The organism is Arthrobacter sp. UYEF21 (assembly GCF_040546085.1).
In the GTDB taxonomy this organism is placed as follows: domain Bacteria; phylum Actinomycetota; class Actinomycetes; order Actinomycetales; family Micrococcaceae; genus Arthrobacter.
On sequence record NZ_JBEPNF010000016.1, the window covers coordinates 58,649 to 75,252 of the forward strand.

14 protein-coding genes are annotated in these 16,604 nt (G+C 63.9%); 10 read left to right on the forward strand and 4 right to left on the reverse strand.

The window, feature by feature from the left end:
* The first annotated feature begins 38 nt into the window (after positions 1-38).
* From gcl to ABIB27_RS15745, 9 genes are all read left to right on the forward strand, one after another.
* Entirely contained in the window at positions 39-1,817 is a 1,779-nt protein-coding gene (gene gcl / locus ABIB27_RS15705) for a glyoxylate carboligase (RefSeq protein ID WP_354217389.1), read from the forward strand.
* A gap of 60 nt (positions 1,818-1,877) precedes the next feature.
* The gene (locus ABIB27_RS15710) at positions 1,878-3,074 is read left to right on the forward strand and encodes a glycerate kinase (RefSeq protein WP_354217390.1); all 1,197 of its coding nucleotides are present in this window, start codon (positions 1,878-1,880) and stop codon (positions 3,072-3,074) included.
* Positions 3,067-4,410, forward strand: coding sequence for an allantoinase AllB (gene allB, locus ABIB27_RS15715; protein WP_354217391.1), 1,344 nt, complete (start codon positions 3,067-3,069; stop codon positions 4,408-4,410). The genes ABIB27_RS15710 and allB overlap by 8 nt, the downstream gene beginning before the upstream one ends.
* Positions 4,411-4,483: 73 nt before the next feature.
* Positions 4,484-5,059: a winged helix-turn-helix domain-containing protein gene (locus tag ABIB27_RS15720; RefSeq protein ID WP_354254229.1), complete on the forward strand. Its 576-nt coding sequence runs from the start codon at positions 4,484-4,486 to the stop codon at positions 5,057-5,059.
* Between the two features lie 48 nt (positions 5,060-5,107).
* Positions 5,108-5,602 carry a peroxiredoxin gene (locus ABIB27_RS15725; RefSeq protein ID WP_354217393.1) on the forward strand — a complete coding sequence of 165 codons (495 nt, stop codon included), beginning with the start codon at positions 5,108-5,110 and terminating at the stop codon, positions 5,600-5,602.
* Between the two features lie 46 nt (positions 5,603-5,648).
* Positions 5,649-5,831, forward strand: coding sequence for a transposase (locus ABIB27_RS15730; protein ID WP_354217394.1), 183 nt, complete (start codon positions 5,649-5,651; stop codon positions 5,829-5,831).
* A 646-nt stretch (positions 5,832-6,477) separates the two neighbouring features.
* On the forward strand, positions 6,478-7,122 hold the full coding sequence (locus ABIB27_RS15735) for a GntR family transcriptional regulator (protein ID WP_354217395.1): 645 nt from the start codon (positions 6,478-6,480) through the stop codon (positions 7,120-7,122).
* 106 nt (positions 7,123-7,228) lie between these two features.
* Complete coding sequence (locus tag ABIB27_RS15740; RefSeq protein ID WP_354217396.1) at positions 7,229-8,659, forward strand: dihydroorotase; 1,431 nt, start codon at positions 7,229-7,231, stop codon at positions 8,657-8,659.
* A 54-nt stretch (positions 8,660-8,713) separates the two neighbouring features.
* Complete coding sequence (locus ABIB27_RS15745; protein WP_354217397.1) at positions 8,714-10,189, forward strand: NCS1 family nucleobase:cation symporter-1; 1,476 nt, start codon at positions 8,714-8,716, stop codon at positions 10,187-10,189.
* Positions 10,190-10,570: 381 nt separating this feature from the next.
* Here the strand turns inward: ABIB27_RS15745 and ABIB27_RS15750 are convergent, their stop codons facing one another.
* Positions 10,571-11,146: a recombinase family protein gene (locus tag ABIB27_RS15750; protein WP_354217398.1), complete on the reverse strand. Its 576-nt coding sequence runs from the start codon at positions 11,144-11,146 to the stop codon at positions 10,571-10,573.
* A 232-nt stretch (positions 11,147-11,378) separates the two neighbouring features.
* On the reverse strand, positions 11,379-11,972 hold the full coding sequence (locus ABIB27_RS15755) for a TetR/AcrR family transcriptional regulator (RefSeq protein WP_354217399.1): 594 nt from the start codon (positions 11,970-11,972) through the stop codon (positions 11,379-11,381).
* 95 nt (positions 11,973-12,067) lie between these two features.
* On the opposite strand from ABIB27_RS15755, the gene ABIB27_RS15760 reads away from it, so the two are divergent.
* Positions 12,068-13,147, forward strand: coding sequence for an ABC transporter permease (locus ABIB27_RS15760; RefSeq protein WP_354217400.1), 1,080 nt, complete (start codon positions 12,068-12,070; stop codon positions 13,145-13,147).
* A gap of 1,203 nt (positions 13,148-14,350) precedes the next feature.
* Here ABIB27_RS15760 and ABIB27_RS15765 read toward each other — a convergent pair.
* Both ABIB27_RS15765 and ABIB27_RS15770 read right to left on the reverse strand, forming a co-directional pair.
* Positions 14,351-15,466 (reverse strand): enolase C-terminal domain-like protein, encoded by a 1,116-nt coding sequence (locus tag ABIB27_RS15765; RefSeq protein WP_354217402.1) that lies wholly within the window; start codon positions 15,464-15,466, stop codon positions 14,351-14,353.
* Positions 15,463-16,602, reverse strand: a complete 1,140-nt coding sequence (locus ABIB27_RS15770; protein WP_354217403.1) for a mandelate racemase/muconate lactonizing enzyme family protein — start codon at positions 16,600-16,602, stop codon at positions 15,463-15,465. Before ABIB27_RS15770 ends, ABIB27_RS15765 begins: the two co-directional genes overlap by 4 nt.
* Positions 16,603-16,604: the final 2 nt, after the last annotated feature.

The following is a 16,604-nucleotide window of genomic DNA, read 5'->3' on the forward strand; positions in this document are numbered from 1 at the left end:
CGCACCAGCACACCCAACAGACTTTCAAGGAGAACACCATGACGAAGATGCGCACCGTAGACGCAGCCGTCGCCATCCTGGCAAAGGAGGGCGCCATTGAGGCGTTCGGCCTGCCAGGCGCGGCGATCAACCCCTTCTACTCCGCGATGCGGGAGCACGGCGGGATCCGCCACACCCTCGCCCGGCACGTGGAAGGCGCCTCCCACATGGCCGACGGGTATTCCCGGGCCAAGGACGGCAACATCGGCATCTGCATCGGCACGTCCGGGCCCGCCGGCACCGACATGATCACCGGACTGTACGCTGCCTGGGCGGACTCCATCCCCATGCTGTGCATCACCGGACAGGCCCCCGTCGCCAAGCTGCACAAGGAAGACTTCCAGGCCGTGGACATCGAATCCATCGCCAAGCCGGTCACCAAGATGGCCATGACGGTGCTCGAGCCCGGCCAGATCCCGGGTGCCTTCCAGAAGGCCTTCCAGCTGATGCGCTCCGGCCGCCCCGGCCCGGTGCTGCTGGACCTGCCGTTCGACGTGCAGATGGCCGAGATCGAGTTCGACATCGACACCTACGAGCCCCTGGCCGTCGAGAAGCCCAAGGCCAGCCGCAAGCAGCTGGAAAAGGCGCTGGACATGCTCACCGCAGCGAAGCACCCGCTGATCGTGGCCGGCGGCGGCGTGATCAACGCTTCGGCCTCGGCGCAGCTTGTTGAACTGGCCGAACTGCTGGGCGTCCCGGTCATCCCCACCCTGATGGGCTGGGGCTCCATCCCGGACGACCACCGCCTGATGGCCGGCATGGTGGGCCTGCAGACCTCACACCGCTACGGCAACGAGACCATGCTGGCCTCGGACTTCGTGATCGGCATCGGCAACCGCTGGGCCAACCGCCACACCGGCGGACTGGACACCTACACGGCCGGCCGCAAGTTCGTGCACATCGACATCGAGCCCACCCAGATCGGCCGCGTCTTCTCCCCGGACCTGGGCATCGCCTCCGACGCCGGCGCGGCACTGGACGGGCTCCTGGAGCTCGCCCGGGAACGCAAGTCCGCCGGCACTTTGCCGGACTACAGCACCTGGGTCGCCGAATGCGTCCAGCGCAAGGGCTCGCTGCAGCGCAAGACGCACTTTGAGAATGTCCCGATCAAGCCCCAGCGCGTGTACGAGGAAATGAACAAGTCCTTCGGCAAGGACACCACCTACGTGACCACGATCGGCCTGTCCCAGATTGCCGGCGCGCAGATGCTGCACGTCTTCGGGCCGCGCAAATGGATCAACGCCGGCCAGGCCGGCCCGCTGGGCTGGACCGGACCCGCCGCGCTCGGCGTAGTCCGAGGCAAGCCGGGCGAGACCGTCGTCGCCCTCTCCGGTGACTACGATTTCCAGTTCATGATCGAAGAACTCGCCGTTGGCGCCCAGTTCAACCTCCCGTACGTGCATGTGGTGGTGAACAACTCGTACCTGGGCCTGATCCGCCAGTCCCAGCGCGGCTTCAAGATGGAACAGAACGTGTCCCTGGCGTTCGATAACATCAACTCCCCGGAGACCAACGGCTACGGCGTGGACCACCTGAAGGTCGCCGAAGGCCTGGGCTGCAAAGCCATCCGGGTGGAAGACCCCAAGGACCTGCCGGCAGCCTTCGACAAGGCCAAGGCGCTCATGAGCGAGTTCAACGTCCCGGTCGTGGTCGAAGTGATCCTGGAGAAGATCACCAACATCTCCATGGGCACAGAGATCAACGCGGTCAACGAGTTCGAGGACCTCGCCGCACAGGGCGAGGACGCCCCGACGGCCATCATCGCCCTGCTGGACTAGTACCAGCCGCCTCCCGCGCGCCAACCCGGCACGTCTGATTCATCGAAAGGAAACCCCGGCATGCGAGTGGTCATAGCACCGGACAAGTTCAAGGGCTCACTATCGGCCCCGGACATTGTCACCCACCTCACAAAGGGTCTTCAATCCTTGAAACAGACTGCCGGGCAGGTCCTGGACGTGGATGGCATCCCCGTGGCCGACGGCGGCGAGGGCACCCTCGACGCCGCCGTCGGCTCCGGCTTCACCCGCCGCAGCGCCGTCGTCAGCGGCCCGACGGGCGAGCCGCTTGAGGCCGAATTCGCCGTGCGGGGCCGCGAGGCAGTCATTGAAATGGCGACGGCGTCAGGACTCGCCGTGTTGCCCGGAGGCACGAAGGACGCACTGGGGGCAACGTCCCTGGGCACCGGGCAGCTGATCCGGGCGGCCCTGGACGCTGGTTGCCGCAAGATTATCCTCGGCGTCGGCGGAAGCGCCAACACCGACGGCGGCGCCGGGGTGCTGCAAGGCCTGGGTGCGCGCTTCATGGATGCGGACGGAAACCAGCTTCCGGCTGGCGGGGCCGCACTGGCCCGGCTGAAGTGGATTGACTTCTCCGATTTCGATCCACGGCTGGAGGACACCAGGTTCGTGCTGGCCAGCGACGTCGACAATCCGCTGCTTGGCCCGGACGGCGCGGCGGCGGTGTTTGGCCCGCAAAAGGGGGCCGCCACTGAGGACGTCCGCACGCTGGACTCCGCACTGGCACGTTACGTGCAGGTGCTCGGCGACGAGCTGGGCTCCCGGGCGCTGAAGGCTGCGGAAGCCCCGGGCGCCGGCGCCGCAGGCGGTGTCGGGTATGCCGCCATTGCAGTCCTCGCCGCCTCCCGCCGGCCGGGAATCGACGTCGTCCTGGAATTTACCGACCTCGCGCACCGGCTGGTCGGGGCGGACCTCGTGATCACCGGCGAAGGCAGCCTGGACGAACAAAGCCTGCTCGGCAAAACCCCCATGGGAGTAGCTCGGGCGGCGGCGCTGGCCGGCGTCCCGATCATCGCCGTCTGCGGACGCACCACGCTGACGGCCGACCAGCTGAGCGCCGCAGGGTTCCAGGCGACGTTTGCCTTGACCGCGATTGAAGACAACGTGGAAACGTGCATCAACGAAGCCGGGCGTCTCCTCGAGCAGATCGGCACCATCATCGGCAATCAGCTCGGTCCCGATTCCCCCTGGTTCCAGCCCAAGAAAACCTCATCCTCGAAGGAGTCCCTTAGTGCCTGAAGAACGCTATGACTTGGTTGTTCGCGGCCGGCGTGTGCTGACGACGGCCGGGATCGCGGCACGTGAGGTCGGGATCCGGGGCGGTCGGATCGTTGCGATCGAACCGCTAGGTAATGCCCTGGCCGGGGCGGAGCTCATTGATCTGGCCGATGACGAGACAATGATCCCGGGCCTGGTCGATACCCACGTCCACGTCAACGAACCTGGCCGCACGGAGTGGGAAGGCTTCGCGTCCGCGACCCGGGCCGCCGCAGCCGGCGGCGTGACCACCATCATCGACATGCCGCTGAATTCGATCCCGCCCACCACCACGGTGGAGAACCTCAAGCTCAAGCGCGAGGTCGCCGCGGACCAGGCGTTTGTGGATGTCGGCTTCTGGGGCGGCGCGGTCCCGGGTAACAAGGCGGACCTTCGCCCCCTCCACGACGAGGGCGTCTTCGGGTTCAAGTGCTTCCTGCTGCACTCGGGGGTGGACGAGTTCCCGCACCTCGAAGCGGACGAGATGGAGGAGGACATGGCCGAGCTCAAGTCCTTCGACTCGCTCATGATCGTCCACGCCGAAGACTCCCACGCGATCGACCGCGCCCCGCACCCGGGCGGAGACCACTACGCGAACTTCCTCTCCTCACGCCCGCGCGGGGCCGAGAACAAGGCCATCGCCGAAGTCATCGAACGCGCCCGCTGGACCGGAGCGAGGGCCCACATCCTGCACCTGTCCTCCTCGGACGCGCTGCCGATGATCGCTTCGGCCAAACGCGACGGCGTGCACCTGACCGTGGAGACCTGCCCGCACTACCTGACCCTGATGGCCGAGGAAATCCCCGACGGCGCCACCGCCTACAAATGCTGCCCGCCGATCAGGGAGGCCTCCAACCGGGAACTGCTCTGGAAAGGCCTGCAGGAAGGCACCATCGACTGCATCGTCTCGGACCACTCCCCCTCGACCCTGGACCTGAAAGACCTCGAGAACGGCGACTTCGCCGTCGCCTGGGGCGGAGTGTCCTCCCTGCAGCTGGGACTGTCCCTGATCTGGACCGAGGCCCGGCACCGCGGCATCACCCTGGAACAAGTCATCTCCTGGATGGCCGCCAAACCCGCCGAACTCGCCCGCCTGTCCACCAAGGGACGGCTCGCCCTCGGCTACGACGCGGACTTCGCCATCTTCGCCCCCGACGACGCTTACGTCGTGGACGTCACCAAACTTCAGCACAAGAACCCCATCACCCCCTACGACGGCAAAGCGCTCTCCGGCGTCGTGCGCAAAACCTACCTCCGCGGCCAGCAAATCAACCACCACACCCCCCACGGCACCCTGTTGCGCCGCGGCGGCGTCTAACCCGCAGCGCCAGTGGCTGTCAATGCCCCTGCCCCCCCGCCTGAGGGCACATGAGGAACAGAGTCCGGGCTCGGTGGGGCAACGCCCGGGCCCCAAAAACGCGCCCAAGGGCCTGGCGATCTGGGTTGAATCGTCCTGCGCAGATGAAGCTGCCATGGTTCACGCGGCGGAGGTTCTGCTGGAGCGCGTGCTGAGAATTGTTCCGGAGGCGGAAGTCCATCATCGGTCTGCCACCGGAACAGCCCAACCCGGCCCCCGCCCCAATTCGGGGATCGATGAAGATGCCGCTGAACGAGACGACGCCGGAGTCCGGCCCCGGCCCGGCCTCCGCAGGATGGCTGTGGACCTTGCCACCGAATCAGTTCTGGTTGATGAACAACCTGTGCCGCTGACCGGCGTCGAATTCAGGCTCTTGCGGTACCTTGTGGAAAACTGCTCGCGGCCGATAGCCCGCAGTGAACTCCAGGAGTTCCTTGAGTCGCTCAAGTTCCCGGGGTGCGCCCCGCGATCCATCGACGCCTATGTGGCCCGCGTACGGCGCAAGCTGGGTGGTGCCCGGTACACGATCGCCACCAATCGAGGGGGCGGCTACCAGTTCGTCCCCGGGCCCTACGCCAAAGTGCGTGGGCCTGCCGAATACTCCATCTAAGTCGTTCAGCCCGAAAGACCCGATTTCCACGACCTGCATAGGAAGATCATGAACCTGAACCCGACACCCCAGACCACCTCCGTAAAGCTGCTGCCCGGTACGCCTGCGCCGGGCTTCACCCTGGTCGACGCCGGCGGCGGCCCGGTGTCGCTGGCCGACTACCGCGGCCGGAGCGTCATCGTGTACTTTTACCCGAAGGCTGCCAGCCCGGGCTGCACGACCGAGGCGTGCGATTTCCGCGACAGCCTGGCCTCCCTGAAGAACTCCGGTTATGAAGTCCTGGGCATCTCCCCGGATTCCCCTACGGACCTGGCCCACTTCACCGGCGACCAGGGGCTTACCTTTCCGCTTCTGGCCGACGAAGATCACGCCGTGGCCCTTGCCTACGGCGCGTGGGGCGAGAAACTAGTGAACGGCGAGGTTACCGAGGGCCTTGTCCGTTCCACCGTCGTCGTGGATCCCGACGGCGACGTCTCCCTCGCGCAGTACCAGGTCACCGCGAAGGGCCACGTGGCGGAACTGAAAGCAGCCCTGGGCCTCTAGGGCCTGTCTCCCAAATAGGTTGATCCCCGGCTGGAAAACTTGGAGCGTGGCTCGTTTCCAGGTCTTTACCGATGCCCAGTGGGCCCGCGTTGAGCCGTTGCTGCCCAGTTCCGACGGCCAGCGCGGTCGCCCGTTCCGGAACCACCGCCAGGTCGTCAAGGGCATTGCCTACCGGTACCGGTGCGGGATTGCGCGGCGGGACCTGCCGGAGCAGTTCGGTCTGTGGTAGACGGTGTGGAAGCGCCGCCGCCGTTTCGCAGCAGACGGGATCTGGGACCGGATCCACGCCGTCGGGCGTTCCCGGGGCGGGCTGAGCATAAAGATCCACCACGCCTGCGACGGGAAAGGCCGGCCTCTGGCGTTCATTATTGGACCGGGCCAGGGCTCGGACTCACGGGTGTTCCCGCATCATTGACGCCATCAACGTCCCGCGCCCCGGAACGGGACGGGACGGGGCGCGGACCCGCCCCGACGCGGTGACGGGTGACAAGGCCTACTCCTCCCGGGGCCAACCGTTAGCTCCTGCGGGCCCGGAAGATCAAGGCCGTCGTTCCCGAGCCCACGAACCAGATCGTCGCCGAACGAGCATTTTTTTGCATGCTGAATCGCCCCGGGAGCAGTCCGCTGCTGGGGCCCAGCTTTTCTTTTAAGGACCGCTTCAAGAAAAGTCTTGACGTCGACAAGTGTGAGACCTCACACTGGTTTTTGGGATCCCAAACGGGTATCCCAAGAAGGTATCCCAAAAGGGATTCATCACTTAGGTCCGAAGAACAGCCCCTGCCGTCTCTCCACCTGCCGGTATGGACAACGTTGACGACGGTCGTGTCCGGTGAGGATCAATCCCCCGGTTCGCACCCATATCAGAGGTACACATCATGGACAGTTCGGCAGGCATTGATGACCGGCCATTGCGCGAGAGCGTGCGTGATGCGATCCGCAACCGGATCTTCGAGGGCCACTATGCTCCGGGCACGCGGCTTGTCGAGCGCGACCTTGCGGATGAGTTCAGCGTCTCCAGGTTGCCGGTTAGAGAGGCTCTGCGCATGCTGCGGCAGGAGGGACTCGTTAGCGACCGGGCGAACTCGCGGGGAACAGTGGTCAGCAGCCTGACGCCCGAGCAGGTCGCCGACCTGTTCGATGTCAGACTTGCCCTGGAGGTCCTGGCGAGTGAACTGGCAGCCGCACGGGCCACCCGCGCGGAGCTCACACATCTGAATTCTCTGCTGGACACGGCGCAAAGCTGCTTGGCGACAGGATCAATTTTCGAAGCCCATGCAGCAAACAATCAGTTCCACGACGCCATCACCAGTATCGCGCGGAACGAGTTCCTGCGGGCGGCGTTGGAGCCGCTTCAAGGTCGGATGCACTGGCTTTTCCGGCACGCAACGGATCTTCCCGAGCTGATCCGGGAACACCGCCAACTTTACGAAGCCATCGCCAGCGGCGACCCTGATCGCGCCGGCGCTGCGTCCAGGGAACACATCCAGAAGTACCGCAAGGACTATTACCTGCACCACTGACCCCGGGTACTCGAGACGGTTCGCTGCCATCGGCCTGCCGTCGCTCTATTTAGTGCACCCAAAAATCGTCACTCGGCGGAAGCCGAACTCCACAGAAGGGTATCCAATGGAAGATTTGCCAGATCTTGTCATTTCCAATGCGACGGTCGTCAACGCCGACGGCCGCAAGAACGCACACGTGCTCATCAAGGGCCGAAAGATCGCGGAACTCGTTGACGCCGCTCATCGGGTGCCCCGAGCAGCCGCCACTGTCGACGCTCGCGGGCGCCTGTTACTCCCCGGCGGGGTGGACGGCCACTGTCACGTCGCCCAGGTTACGGGCAAACACCGCACCCTCGACGATTATTCGGTGACGTCGACGGCAGCACTCTGGGGTGGCACCACCACAATCATTGATTTCGGCATCCCGCGGGACGACGCCGAAACGCCGTTGGAGGCAGCCCGCAACAAGATTGCCCTGGCCCGGGAGTCGCGCTGCGATGTGGGCCTGCACGCATCCGTGGTCACGTGGGATGCAACGGTGCCGGCACAGCTGGACGAGCTCGCTGAGCTGGGAATCCGGTCCGTGAAGATGTATACAACGAATCGCGGCTCCACGATGGCGGACAACGACACCATCCTGCGCGTCATGAAGCAAATGGTCCGGCTCGACGGGCTTACCTACATTCATGCTGAACACGACGCGATCATCGCCGACTGCACCGCAGAGCACGCAGCCACCGGTGACATCGGCATTAGTCACCTGCACCGGACCCGGCCGGAGCTCGCCGAAGAAATCTCCGTGAAAGAAACCCTGGCCATGGCCGAGTACACCGGAGCGCCGGTGTACTTCGTCCATCAGTCCACCCCGGGAGCTGTCGACCTGGTGACCGAAGCCCGAATGGACGGGCTCAGGGCCTATTCGGAGACCTGTCCGCACTATCTGACGCTGGACGAAACCGTCTACGGCGAAGACTTTCCGGAATGGTACGCCTGCTGCCCGCCGATGCGCAGCCCGGAAACGGTCGCCGCCCTCAAGGAACGGGTACTCGCCGGCGCCATCGACACCGTCGCGTCGGACCACTCCTGTTACGACCTGTCACAGAAACGCGAACGCAGTGACGACATCCGGCAGATGCCGCACGGGCTTCCGGGTGTCGAAACCAGGATGCCTGTCACCTTCACGACCATGGTTTCGCCCGAAGGCCATGGTGCTGAACGCTTCGTGGAGGTCTTCTCCGCCGGGCCGGCCCGCATCAACGCCGTTCCGGGAAAGGGCGTCGTAGCGCCCGGTTTCGACGCAGACCTTGTCCTGGTCGACCCTACCGAAGTACGGACCGTCTCCGGCGCCGCCCTGCATATGGGCACCGATTTCTCCCCGTTCGACGGGAAGGCTCTGCGGGGCTGGCCCCAGCTTGTGGTCTCAGCCGGACGGATCGTCGTGGATGAAAACGGATTCCACGACCCCGGCCCGGTCGGCCGGTTCATCAAGCGCCACGGATTCCGGGACACCCCCGCAGCCCCGGCAGCACTCGAGGCCGTGAACCACACCGCCTAACAAACCGCATCACCCCAACCGAACCCACCAAAGATGTTTGACAAAGGAGTCATCATGGACGCAAGCCACGAGTCCCTGGCCGCGCTCGATCCATCGGGCCGGCTTTACAACGAGGACCTTGCCCCCGCAACAGAGCGGAAGTGGACCTCCTACAGTTTCTTCGCCGTCTGGATGTCGGCGATCCACAACATCGGCACCTACACGTTCGTAGCTGGCCTGTTCGTCATCGGCCTCACCGGCTGGCAGGTCCTGGCAGCAATCATGATCGGCACCGCGATCCTCTTCTTCGGCATGAACTGGGCCGGGAAAATGGGACAACAAACAGGCGTCCCCTTCCCCGTCATGGCACGCATCAGCTTCGGGATCTGGGGCGCCAATATCCCCGCCCTCATCAGAGCCGTCATAGCCATCTGCTGGTACGGAATCCAGACCTATCTGGCCTCCATGGCTGTCGTCGTCCTTCTCTTGAGGATCGATCCTGACCTGCAGCAGTGGCAGAACCAAAGCTTCCTTGGCCTGTCACTCCTGGGATGGGCCTGCTTCATCCTGCTCTGGATCCTGCAATTGTTGGTCATCACCCGCGGCATGGAAGCTGTCCGCCGCTTCCAGGACTGGGCCGGGCCCATTGTCTGGGCCGTCATGCTCGCCATGGCCATCTGGCTCTTCAGCCTGGCAGGATGGAACATCCCCATGGACCTCTCGATCAACCCGCTGGCAGGGGGCGACGCATTCCGGGGCGTACTGACCGGCGCCTTCCTCCTCGTCGCTACCTACGCCACCATGCTCCTGAACTACTGCGACTTCACCCGCTTCGCGAAATCGGCGAAGTCGGTTGTCCGCGGCAACTTCTGGGGAATCCCTGTGAACTTCGCGGCATTCGCTGCCATCAGCATCACCATGACCATTGGAACGGTTGTCGCCTTCGGCGAAGCCATCACCGACCCCGCCTTGATCCTCGCTAAGGTACCCGACACCTTCATCCTGGTCGTCGGCGCAGTGATGTTCATTGTGGCCACGATCGGAGTGAACGTCGTCCTGAACTTTGTGTCCCCCGCCTACGACCTGGCCAACGTCTGGCCCAAGCACATCACCTTCCGCCGCGGCGGCATCATCAGCGCAGTCCTGGCACTGCTCGTCATGCCCTGGAACCTGTACTCCAACCCGGTCGTCGTCAACTACTTCCTCGGCGGCTTGGGCGCCTTCCTCGGACCCCTGTTCGGCATCATGGCCGCCGACTACTTCCTGATCAACCGCGGCATCGTCAACATCAAAGACCTTTACCGGTCAGACGAAAACGGAGAGTACTTCTTCCGAAAGGGAGTCAACCCGAAAGCCGTCGGCGTATTCGTCCCGACAGCCGCGATCGCAGCCACCATGGCACTCGTGCCAGCCCTTGGCGCGGTTGCAGCCTTTGCCTGGCCCGTCGGGCTCATCACCGCCGGGTTCGCTTACTTCTTCGTAATGGGTGGCCAGAAGAAAGTCTCCACAGTCGCCCCGGAAGCAGAATCACTGCTCGAGCCGGCAGAGTGATGAGCTGAACGCCCCCTTCGAGTGCTTCGAGAGATATGTCCGGGACTATTTGAGGTAACCAATCGAGGCCTAAACAGCAGAGAGCCGGGACACTGGGTTGTCCCGGCTCTCTTCACTTCTTTCGTTCGCGCAGCGCCAGCCCGGAATAGCAAACCGATACGGCCACGGTCGAGCATGTCACTAACTGGGGTCAATCTCACCGGGAGGGGTCTCCCCACCCCGGCGACTGAACACTCTCGCACTCACATTTCCGGCTAAAACTCCCGGCAAGACGCAGAGCACAGGCTTCGCTAGGGCTTGAGGACCAATGCTCGGGAAAGTCACGCTAAGCCGGTGGGGCCAGGTAGCAGAGGTTCTGGTAGGCACCGCTGTTACCCCGGGTCACGGCGCCGGGGTGGGGCGTCGTCCGATGCTTGTTTTGTTGAGGTGGCCGTAGATCGTGGAGCGCGGTACCTGAAGCAGATCAGCGATGCGCTGATCGGCGTGGTCCCCGGCGTCGTAGAGCTGTTGGGCGTGGTGGGCCTGGTCGGGGGTGAGTTTGGGGCGTCTTCCTCCGGTTCGTCCGCGGGCGCGGGCGGCCGCGAGGCCGTCGCGGGTGTTGGCGATGATGAGTTCTCGTTGGAGTTCGGCGAGGACGGAGAGCATCCCGAAGGTTGCCCGTCCTTCCGCGGTGGTGGTGTCGATGCCTTGCTCGAGGACACGCAATCCCACACCGCGTTCCCGGAGGGCTGCGCCGAGGGTGACGAAGTGGAGGACTGAGCGTCCGAGTCTGTCGAGGCGGGTGATGACGAGCTGGTCACCGGCCCGGTTGGCGGAGGCGAGGGCCTTGTCGAGCTTGGGCCTGCTGGCTTTGGCGCCGCTGGCGTGGTCGCGGTAGACGTTGGCCGGGTCGACGCCGGCGCGGGCGAGGGCGTCTGTTTGGTGGTCGGGGTTTTGGTCGGTGGTGGAGACGCACACGCCTATCCGATCAACATGTGTCGATAATACCTGTGCCACGGGGTTTGACGACGTTGATTTCCGGCGCGGGTTTTAGACATGGATTTCGCGGCGTGTCGCCGGCAGTGTCGGGGGACGGTAGATGGTCGTTTTCCGACAAATAGCATGCAATCACGCATAAGTGCCCGACTACCGCACGATTCCGTTCCACTGCTACTCAGACCCCCAACAAGCGCGGGACGTGTTTTGCCCCTCAGTGCGGGGAGATCACGTCGAGCCCGGCGAGGTATTCCTCGGCGTCGAAGCCCGGTAGTAGCGCGGATTGGACGATGAAGCCCTGGCACGCCCCCAGCATGACCGCAGCATACTTGTCCGCCCGGGCCGAAGCCTCCGTGGGCGTGAGCCCCCGGGACTGGGTGTACCAGGTGGTGAGGTACTCGGCGAAGAGTTTCTTGAGCCCGGTGACCGTTCCGGCCGCTATACGGCGCAGGCCGGGATCGGTCATTGCCTCGGCCCAGACCTGAAGGAGAAGGCCGCGGTCAACGATGTCCTCGCGGATGCTCCGCAGGAATGCCTTCAGGACCTCGTGGGGTTCGGGCAATGGATCGGAGGAGCTGACCGCGTCGATCTCATCCAGAAGGTGGTCCAGGATTTCGCGGACTGACATCTCGATGAGTTCGTCCTTGCTCTTGAAATGACCGTAGATCGCGCCCGCCGACAGCCCGGACTCGGCAATGATGTCCGCCATAGAGGTTCCCTGGAACCCCTTCCGGCCAAAGCACCGCAGTGCCGCCCCGGCGATCTCCAAGCGGCGGGCCTGGCGGTGGGCGTCGGTCACTCTTGGCATGCGTCCACCTCAAAAAGAATGGTTGTTCTTGGCAGGATCCCCTGCAGTCACCCACTATAAAGAACAATCATTCGTTTTACTAGCCGGGAGTCACCATGTCGATCGTTCCCGCGGCCGTGCCGCACACCAAATGGTCGCGCGTCGTCCTGATCGCCATAGCGACCGCGTCCATTGTCGGGGTGGTGCTGCTGGCCTTCACCTGGGCGGGCATCACCTCCTCGGCGAAGAACATCCCCGTGGCCGTCACCGGCCCGGACACGCAGGTCCAGGCACTGGAAAAGGCGTTGGAGGACAAGGCCGGCGGAACCTTCACGATCACCACGGTGGACAGCAGGGACGCCGCCACGACGCTCATCCGCTTCCGGGACGCCTACGGCGCGGTGGTGCTGGGACAGGCCCCCGAGGTGCTCACCGCCTCCGCGAACGGCACCGTGGTGAGCCAGATCCTCACCGGCGTCGCACAGCAGCTCCAGAACCAAATCAACCAGGCCACGGCGGCCGCGGCCGGGCCTGCGACCGCCGCCGGGCACCCGGCACCGGTTGCCCCGAAGGTCACCTTGACCGACCTCGTCCCGCTGGCCGCGTCAGATGCGAAGGGCACCGGCCTGGCGCTGGCGGCCTTCCCGCTGGCCTTTGGCGGCATGATCGGCGGCATCCTCGTCTCGCTCGTCGTGGTGGGGAACCAGCGCCGGCTGGGCGCCCTGGCGCTCTACTCGATCCTGGCAGGAGGCCTGATCGTGCTGGTGATGCAGGGGCTCTATGGCGTGCTGCAGGGCAACGCCGTGCTCAACGGGCTGGGCGCCGCGCTGGCGCTGCTCGGGACGAGTTCGTTCATCGTCGGCCTCAACGCTCTGATCGGCACGGCAGGAATCCCGGTCGGGGCCGTGACGACCATGCTGATCGCGAACCCGATCTCTGCCGCCACCGCACCCATGCAGTTCCTGCCCGAACCGTGGGGTGCCATCGGCCAATGGTTCGTCCCGGGCGCCTCGACCACTCTGCTGCGGGACCTGTCCTATTTCCCTGACGCAAACGTGCTCTTCCCCTGGCTGGTCCTGGCCGCATGGACCATCGCCGGGGTTATGTTCACCCTGGCCGGACACTTCCGCAACCAGGAAGTCGTCCACATCGGCGGCTCCCTCGACGCCGAACACACGCCGGGCCCACCGGCATAGCGTGACTTTCCCGAGCATTGGTCCTCAAGCCCCTCGCACATCTCGTGCAGGTGACTTGGGAAAATGACCTCAATGCCGCCGACCGGGCGTCCCAGTTCCTAGGAGCGAACCGCCAGGTCCGGTCCATCGAAAGGCGGCGACACGTCGAAGAAAGCCGTTCCATAACTATCTTCTTTCCGAGGTGCCGTGAGAGGCGTGCAGGATAGCTAGTGCTACAGCCATCTCAGCAAAGGATCCTTTACTGAGACGGCCAGCGAGCGAAGTGGCTTTCACCGCCCAGTCCCAAATCGGCAACTGGCTGCCAGGCGGCCGGGCCCAGTACAGAGGAGGCGTTATCCGTGCTGCTGGTCTGCGGTGAGGTACCGGTTCCTTGTCTCGATGAGTTTCTGGAGGTAGCCGGCCAACACCAGTTTCTCAACCACCCGCCCGATTGGACCGAACAGGGCCGCGAACTATCCTCGTTGAATTCATGGACGGGTCGGAAGAGCCGGAACGGGCCCTTGACCTGTTCATCGACGAAGTAGTCCGGGCCCTGCATCTCGGTGATCCGGCTCGTCATCCGGATCGGGACACCGAAGTGCCAGGCCCGCCAGGTGACCTCTTGCCCCAAAGAGATCAAGGCCGGTCCTGACCCCAGCGACGGCCTCCTCCCGTGACCGCGCCATCGAGCCCTTGTGCACATCGATGCTGCGGGCAAGATCAAACAACTCCGGCCTGGATATGCGTGTCCGGGTAGTGCATTCGAAGGAGACAGCCATCGTCAGAGCATGACAGCCCACCAGGTCTTCACTGTCCCGAAAGTTGTTCCGATCGGTCTCCGCGGGACGCGCCGAGGGAAACAATGTAGAACGAAAATCTGGAGCGTGTCGCGACTTTTCGAAGTGCCAGCCCTGGGCGTCTACTTTCCTGGGAACTGGGACGTCATCCCGACACCCATTTCATATGCTGACTATGGCCAATTCACCGGACGGGTCCAGATCTCGGACGAATGCGAGCCATCGTGAGGGCAGAGTTGACGGCGTTTTGACCTCAGCCCCGGTGGTGGGGATCCGTCAGTATGGTGGGTATGATTTTCTGCGCGGGAACCCCCGCCGCCGCCCATCAGCGATGATCTGCCGGTGTGCTGTGTCTCTACCCCGTTCAGGTTGCTTGACGGGGCCCCGCCAGCGTGTGAAAGGGCCCCGGTTTTAGCGTGCCGCAGCTCTACTTGAGGGTGTATTTGACCAGGGCGTGCTTTTCGATCAGGTCCCAGTCCAGATCAACACCCAGTCCTGGTTTGCCTGAGGCCCGCACATCTCCGGCAGAGTCAATGCGGATGGGGTCTAGTGCGGCGAATTCCATTGGCTTTTGAGGCATGGCCTGTTCGAAGTACCGGCAGTTGGGGAACGCGAGCATCAGGTGCAGGTTGGCGGCTTGTGAGAGGGTGTAGCCCCAGGACTGCAATTCGACATTCATCGAATGAGCCCGGGCGGCTGACATGATGTGCCGGGTTCCGGTGATGCCCCCGGCGAGTGTTGCATCAACCCGTGCGTGGTCCCAGCTCCCCAGGGACATGCCGGTTTGGATCAGGCCAAGGGTCACCAGTTCGTTGCCGGCCGGGATGATCTCGATGTCCAGCTTGCTGCGCAGCCAGCGATAGCCTTCCAGGTCGCTGTCGGGTAAGGGTGCCTCGAACCAGGTGTATCCGAGTTCCTGGAGCCGGCGTCCGACGCGCAGGGCGTCGTGCCTGTTGTAGCGTCCTTCCACGTCGAACATCCAGGTGATATCCAGCCCGCCGAATTTTTCCGCGACGGCGTTGACGAGCTCCAGGTCCTTGTCCGGGTAGCACCACGTGTGGAACTTGATCGCCTGGTACCCCTCGTCGAGGTACTGGGCGACCATGGTCAGGTATTCCTCGATGGTGTCGAAGAAGGGGGTGCTGGCATAGGCCGGGATCGTATCCCGGTGTCCACCCAGGAGCTGGTAAAGGGGGACATCGAATGCTTTTCCGGCCAAATCCCACAAGGCGATGTCCAGCGGTGCCAGCGAGAGCGGCAACATGGAGGCGCACCTGCTAGACATCAGCCCGTGGAGTCGCTCCCGGTTCAGCGCGTTTTGACCGATGAGGACGCTTCCCACGTGTTCGATGGCCTTGCCCAAGGCCGTATCGACGCCGCCTTCGGTCCATGAGATGGCACCGCCGACGCCGAACGTATCGCCGGCGTTTATTCGCACCACGGTGTTGGTGATCTGCAGCTCGTCGTAGTGGGCCGAGGTCCGGTACCGTGCTTCGGGGTTTGTCAGGACGAACACGTCGACGGAGTCGATCGTGCTAGTCATGGCCTGGCTCCTAACGTCATCTCAACGCGGTATTTGGCAATGAGGTCTTCGTCCAGCTCGATCCCCAGGCCGGGTGTGTCCGGCACGGTGACTTTGCCGTTGGTCAGGACGATGGGATTGGTGACCAGGTCAAGGGAGAGCGGGCTGGTGCTTTGCGAGAATTCAATGAGTTCACCGTCCCGGATGCTGGCCAGGAACTGCACCGTAGCTGCCATGAGGATGCCGGTGCTGAATCCATGCGGGACGAGTTGTGTGCTGTAGCGTGTGGCGACGTCGTGGATCTTCCGAATCTCGCTGATGCCGCCGCACCGGGTGATGTCCGGCTGGATGATGTCCGGTCGTGACTCGCGGATAAATTCGGTGAATTCGGCCACGGTGGAGAGTCCTTCACCTCCGGAGATCCTGCTTTCGGATGTTTCGGCCAGGCGCCGGAGCCCGAGGTGGTCATCGCTTGGGAGTGGTTCTTCGATCCAGTTGAGGCTGAACTCGCTCATCCGGTCGCTTTGGGTTTTGGCGTAGCGGTAGTTCTTCCACCGGTAGACCAGGTCGATGGCGAGGTCGATGTTGTCCCCTGCCGTATCCCGGACGACCTGCAGGACCTTGTGGTCATGGGTTGGATCGTTACCGAACAGGCCCCCGCCAAGCTTCAGGCTGGAGAATCCAGCCTCCAGCAGCCCTTCGACCAGGGTCGCGTTGTCGGCGGGGTTGTCCTTTGGAATGAAGGTCCCGTATGCGGCTATCTCGTTGCGGACCTTGCCGCCGAGCAGCGTGTGGATCGGCACGCCGTAGTGCTGTGACGCAATATCCCACAAGGCGATGTCGATGGCGCTGATGGCATGGATGGCCGCGCCCCGCCGCCCCATGTAGGACGACTCGTCATACATTTTGTTCCACAGCCGGTCAATATCGAGGGGGTTTTCCCCCAGCAGGATTTCCCGCAGTCCTCGACTTGTGGAATGAGAGGAGGGCGTCTCGATCAAGGCTTTGAGAACGGCCGGGGCGCTGTCGGATTCACCGATGCCGATCAGGCCGGTATCGGTGTGGACCTTTACCAGGAAAGCGTCCTCGCCCCACTCACACCGTTCACCGAAGGAGGGGATCCGAAGCCAGATCGCTTCGACGTCAATAATTTTCATGG

Bases quoted from the DNA above. Each gene is read 5' to 3' on its own strand.
- gcl (WP_354217389.1), top strand. From the start codon at position 39: ATGACGAAGATGCGCACCGTAGACGCAGCCGTCGCCATCCTGGCAAAG.
- ABIB27_RS15710 (WP_354217390.1), top strand. From the start codon at position 1,878: ATGCGAGTGGTCATAGCACCGGACAAGTTCAAGGGCTCACTATCGGCC.
- ABIB27_RS15725 (WP_354217393.1), top strand. From the start codon at position 5,108: ATGAACCTGAACCCGACACCCCAGACCACCTCCGTAAAGCTGCTGCCC.
- ABIB27_RS15735 (WP_354217395.1), top strand. From the start codon at position 6,478: ATGGACAGTTCGGCAGGCATTGATGACCGGCCATTGCGCGAGAGCGTG.
- ABIB27_RS15740 (WP_354217396.1), top strand. From the start codon at position 7,229: ATGGAAGATTTGCCAGATCTTGTCATTTCCAATGCGACGGTCGTCAAC.
- ABIB27_RS15745 (WP_354217397.1), top strand. From the start codon at position 8,714: ATGGACGCAAGCCACGAGTCCCTGGCCGCGCTCGATCCATCGGGCCGG.
- ABIB27_RS15755 (WP_354217399.1), bottom strand. From the start codon at position 11,972: ATGCCAAGAGTGACCGACGCCCACCGCCAGGCCCGCCGCTTGGAGATC.
- ABIB27_RS15760 (WP_354217400.1), top strand. From the start codon at position 12,068: ATGTCGATCGTTCCCGCGGCCGTGCCGCACACCAAATGGTCGCGCGTC.
- ABIB27_RS15765 (WP_354217402.1), bottom strand. From the start codon at position 15,466: ATGACTAGCACGATCGACTCCGTCGACGTGTTCGTCCTGACAAACCCC.
- ABIB27_RS15770 (WP_354217403.1), bottom strand. From the start codon at position 16,602: ATGAAAATTATTGACGTCGAAGCGATCTGGCTTCGGATCCCCTCCTTC.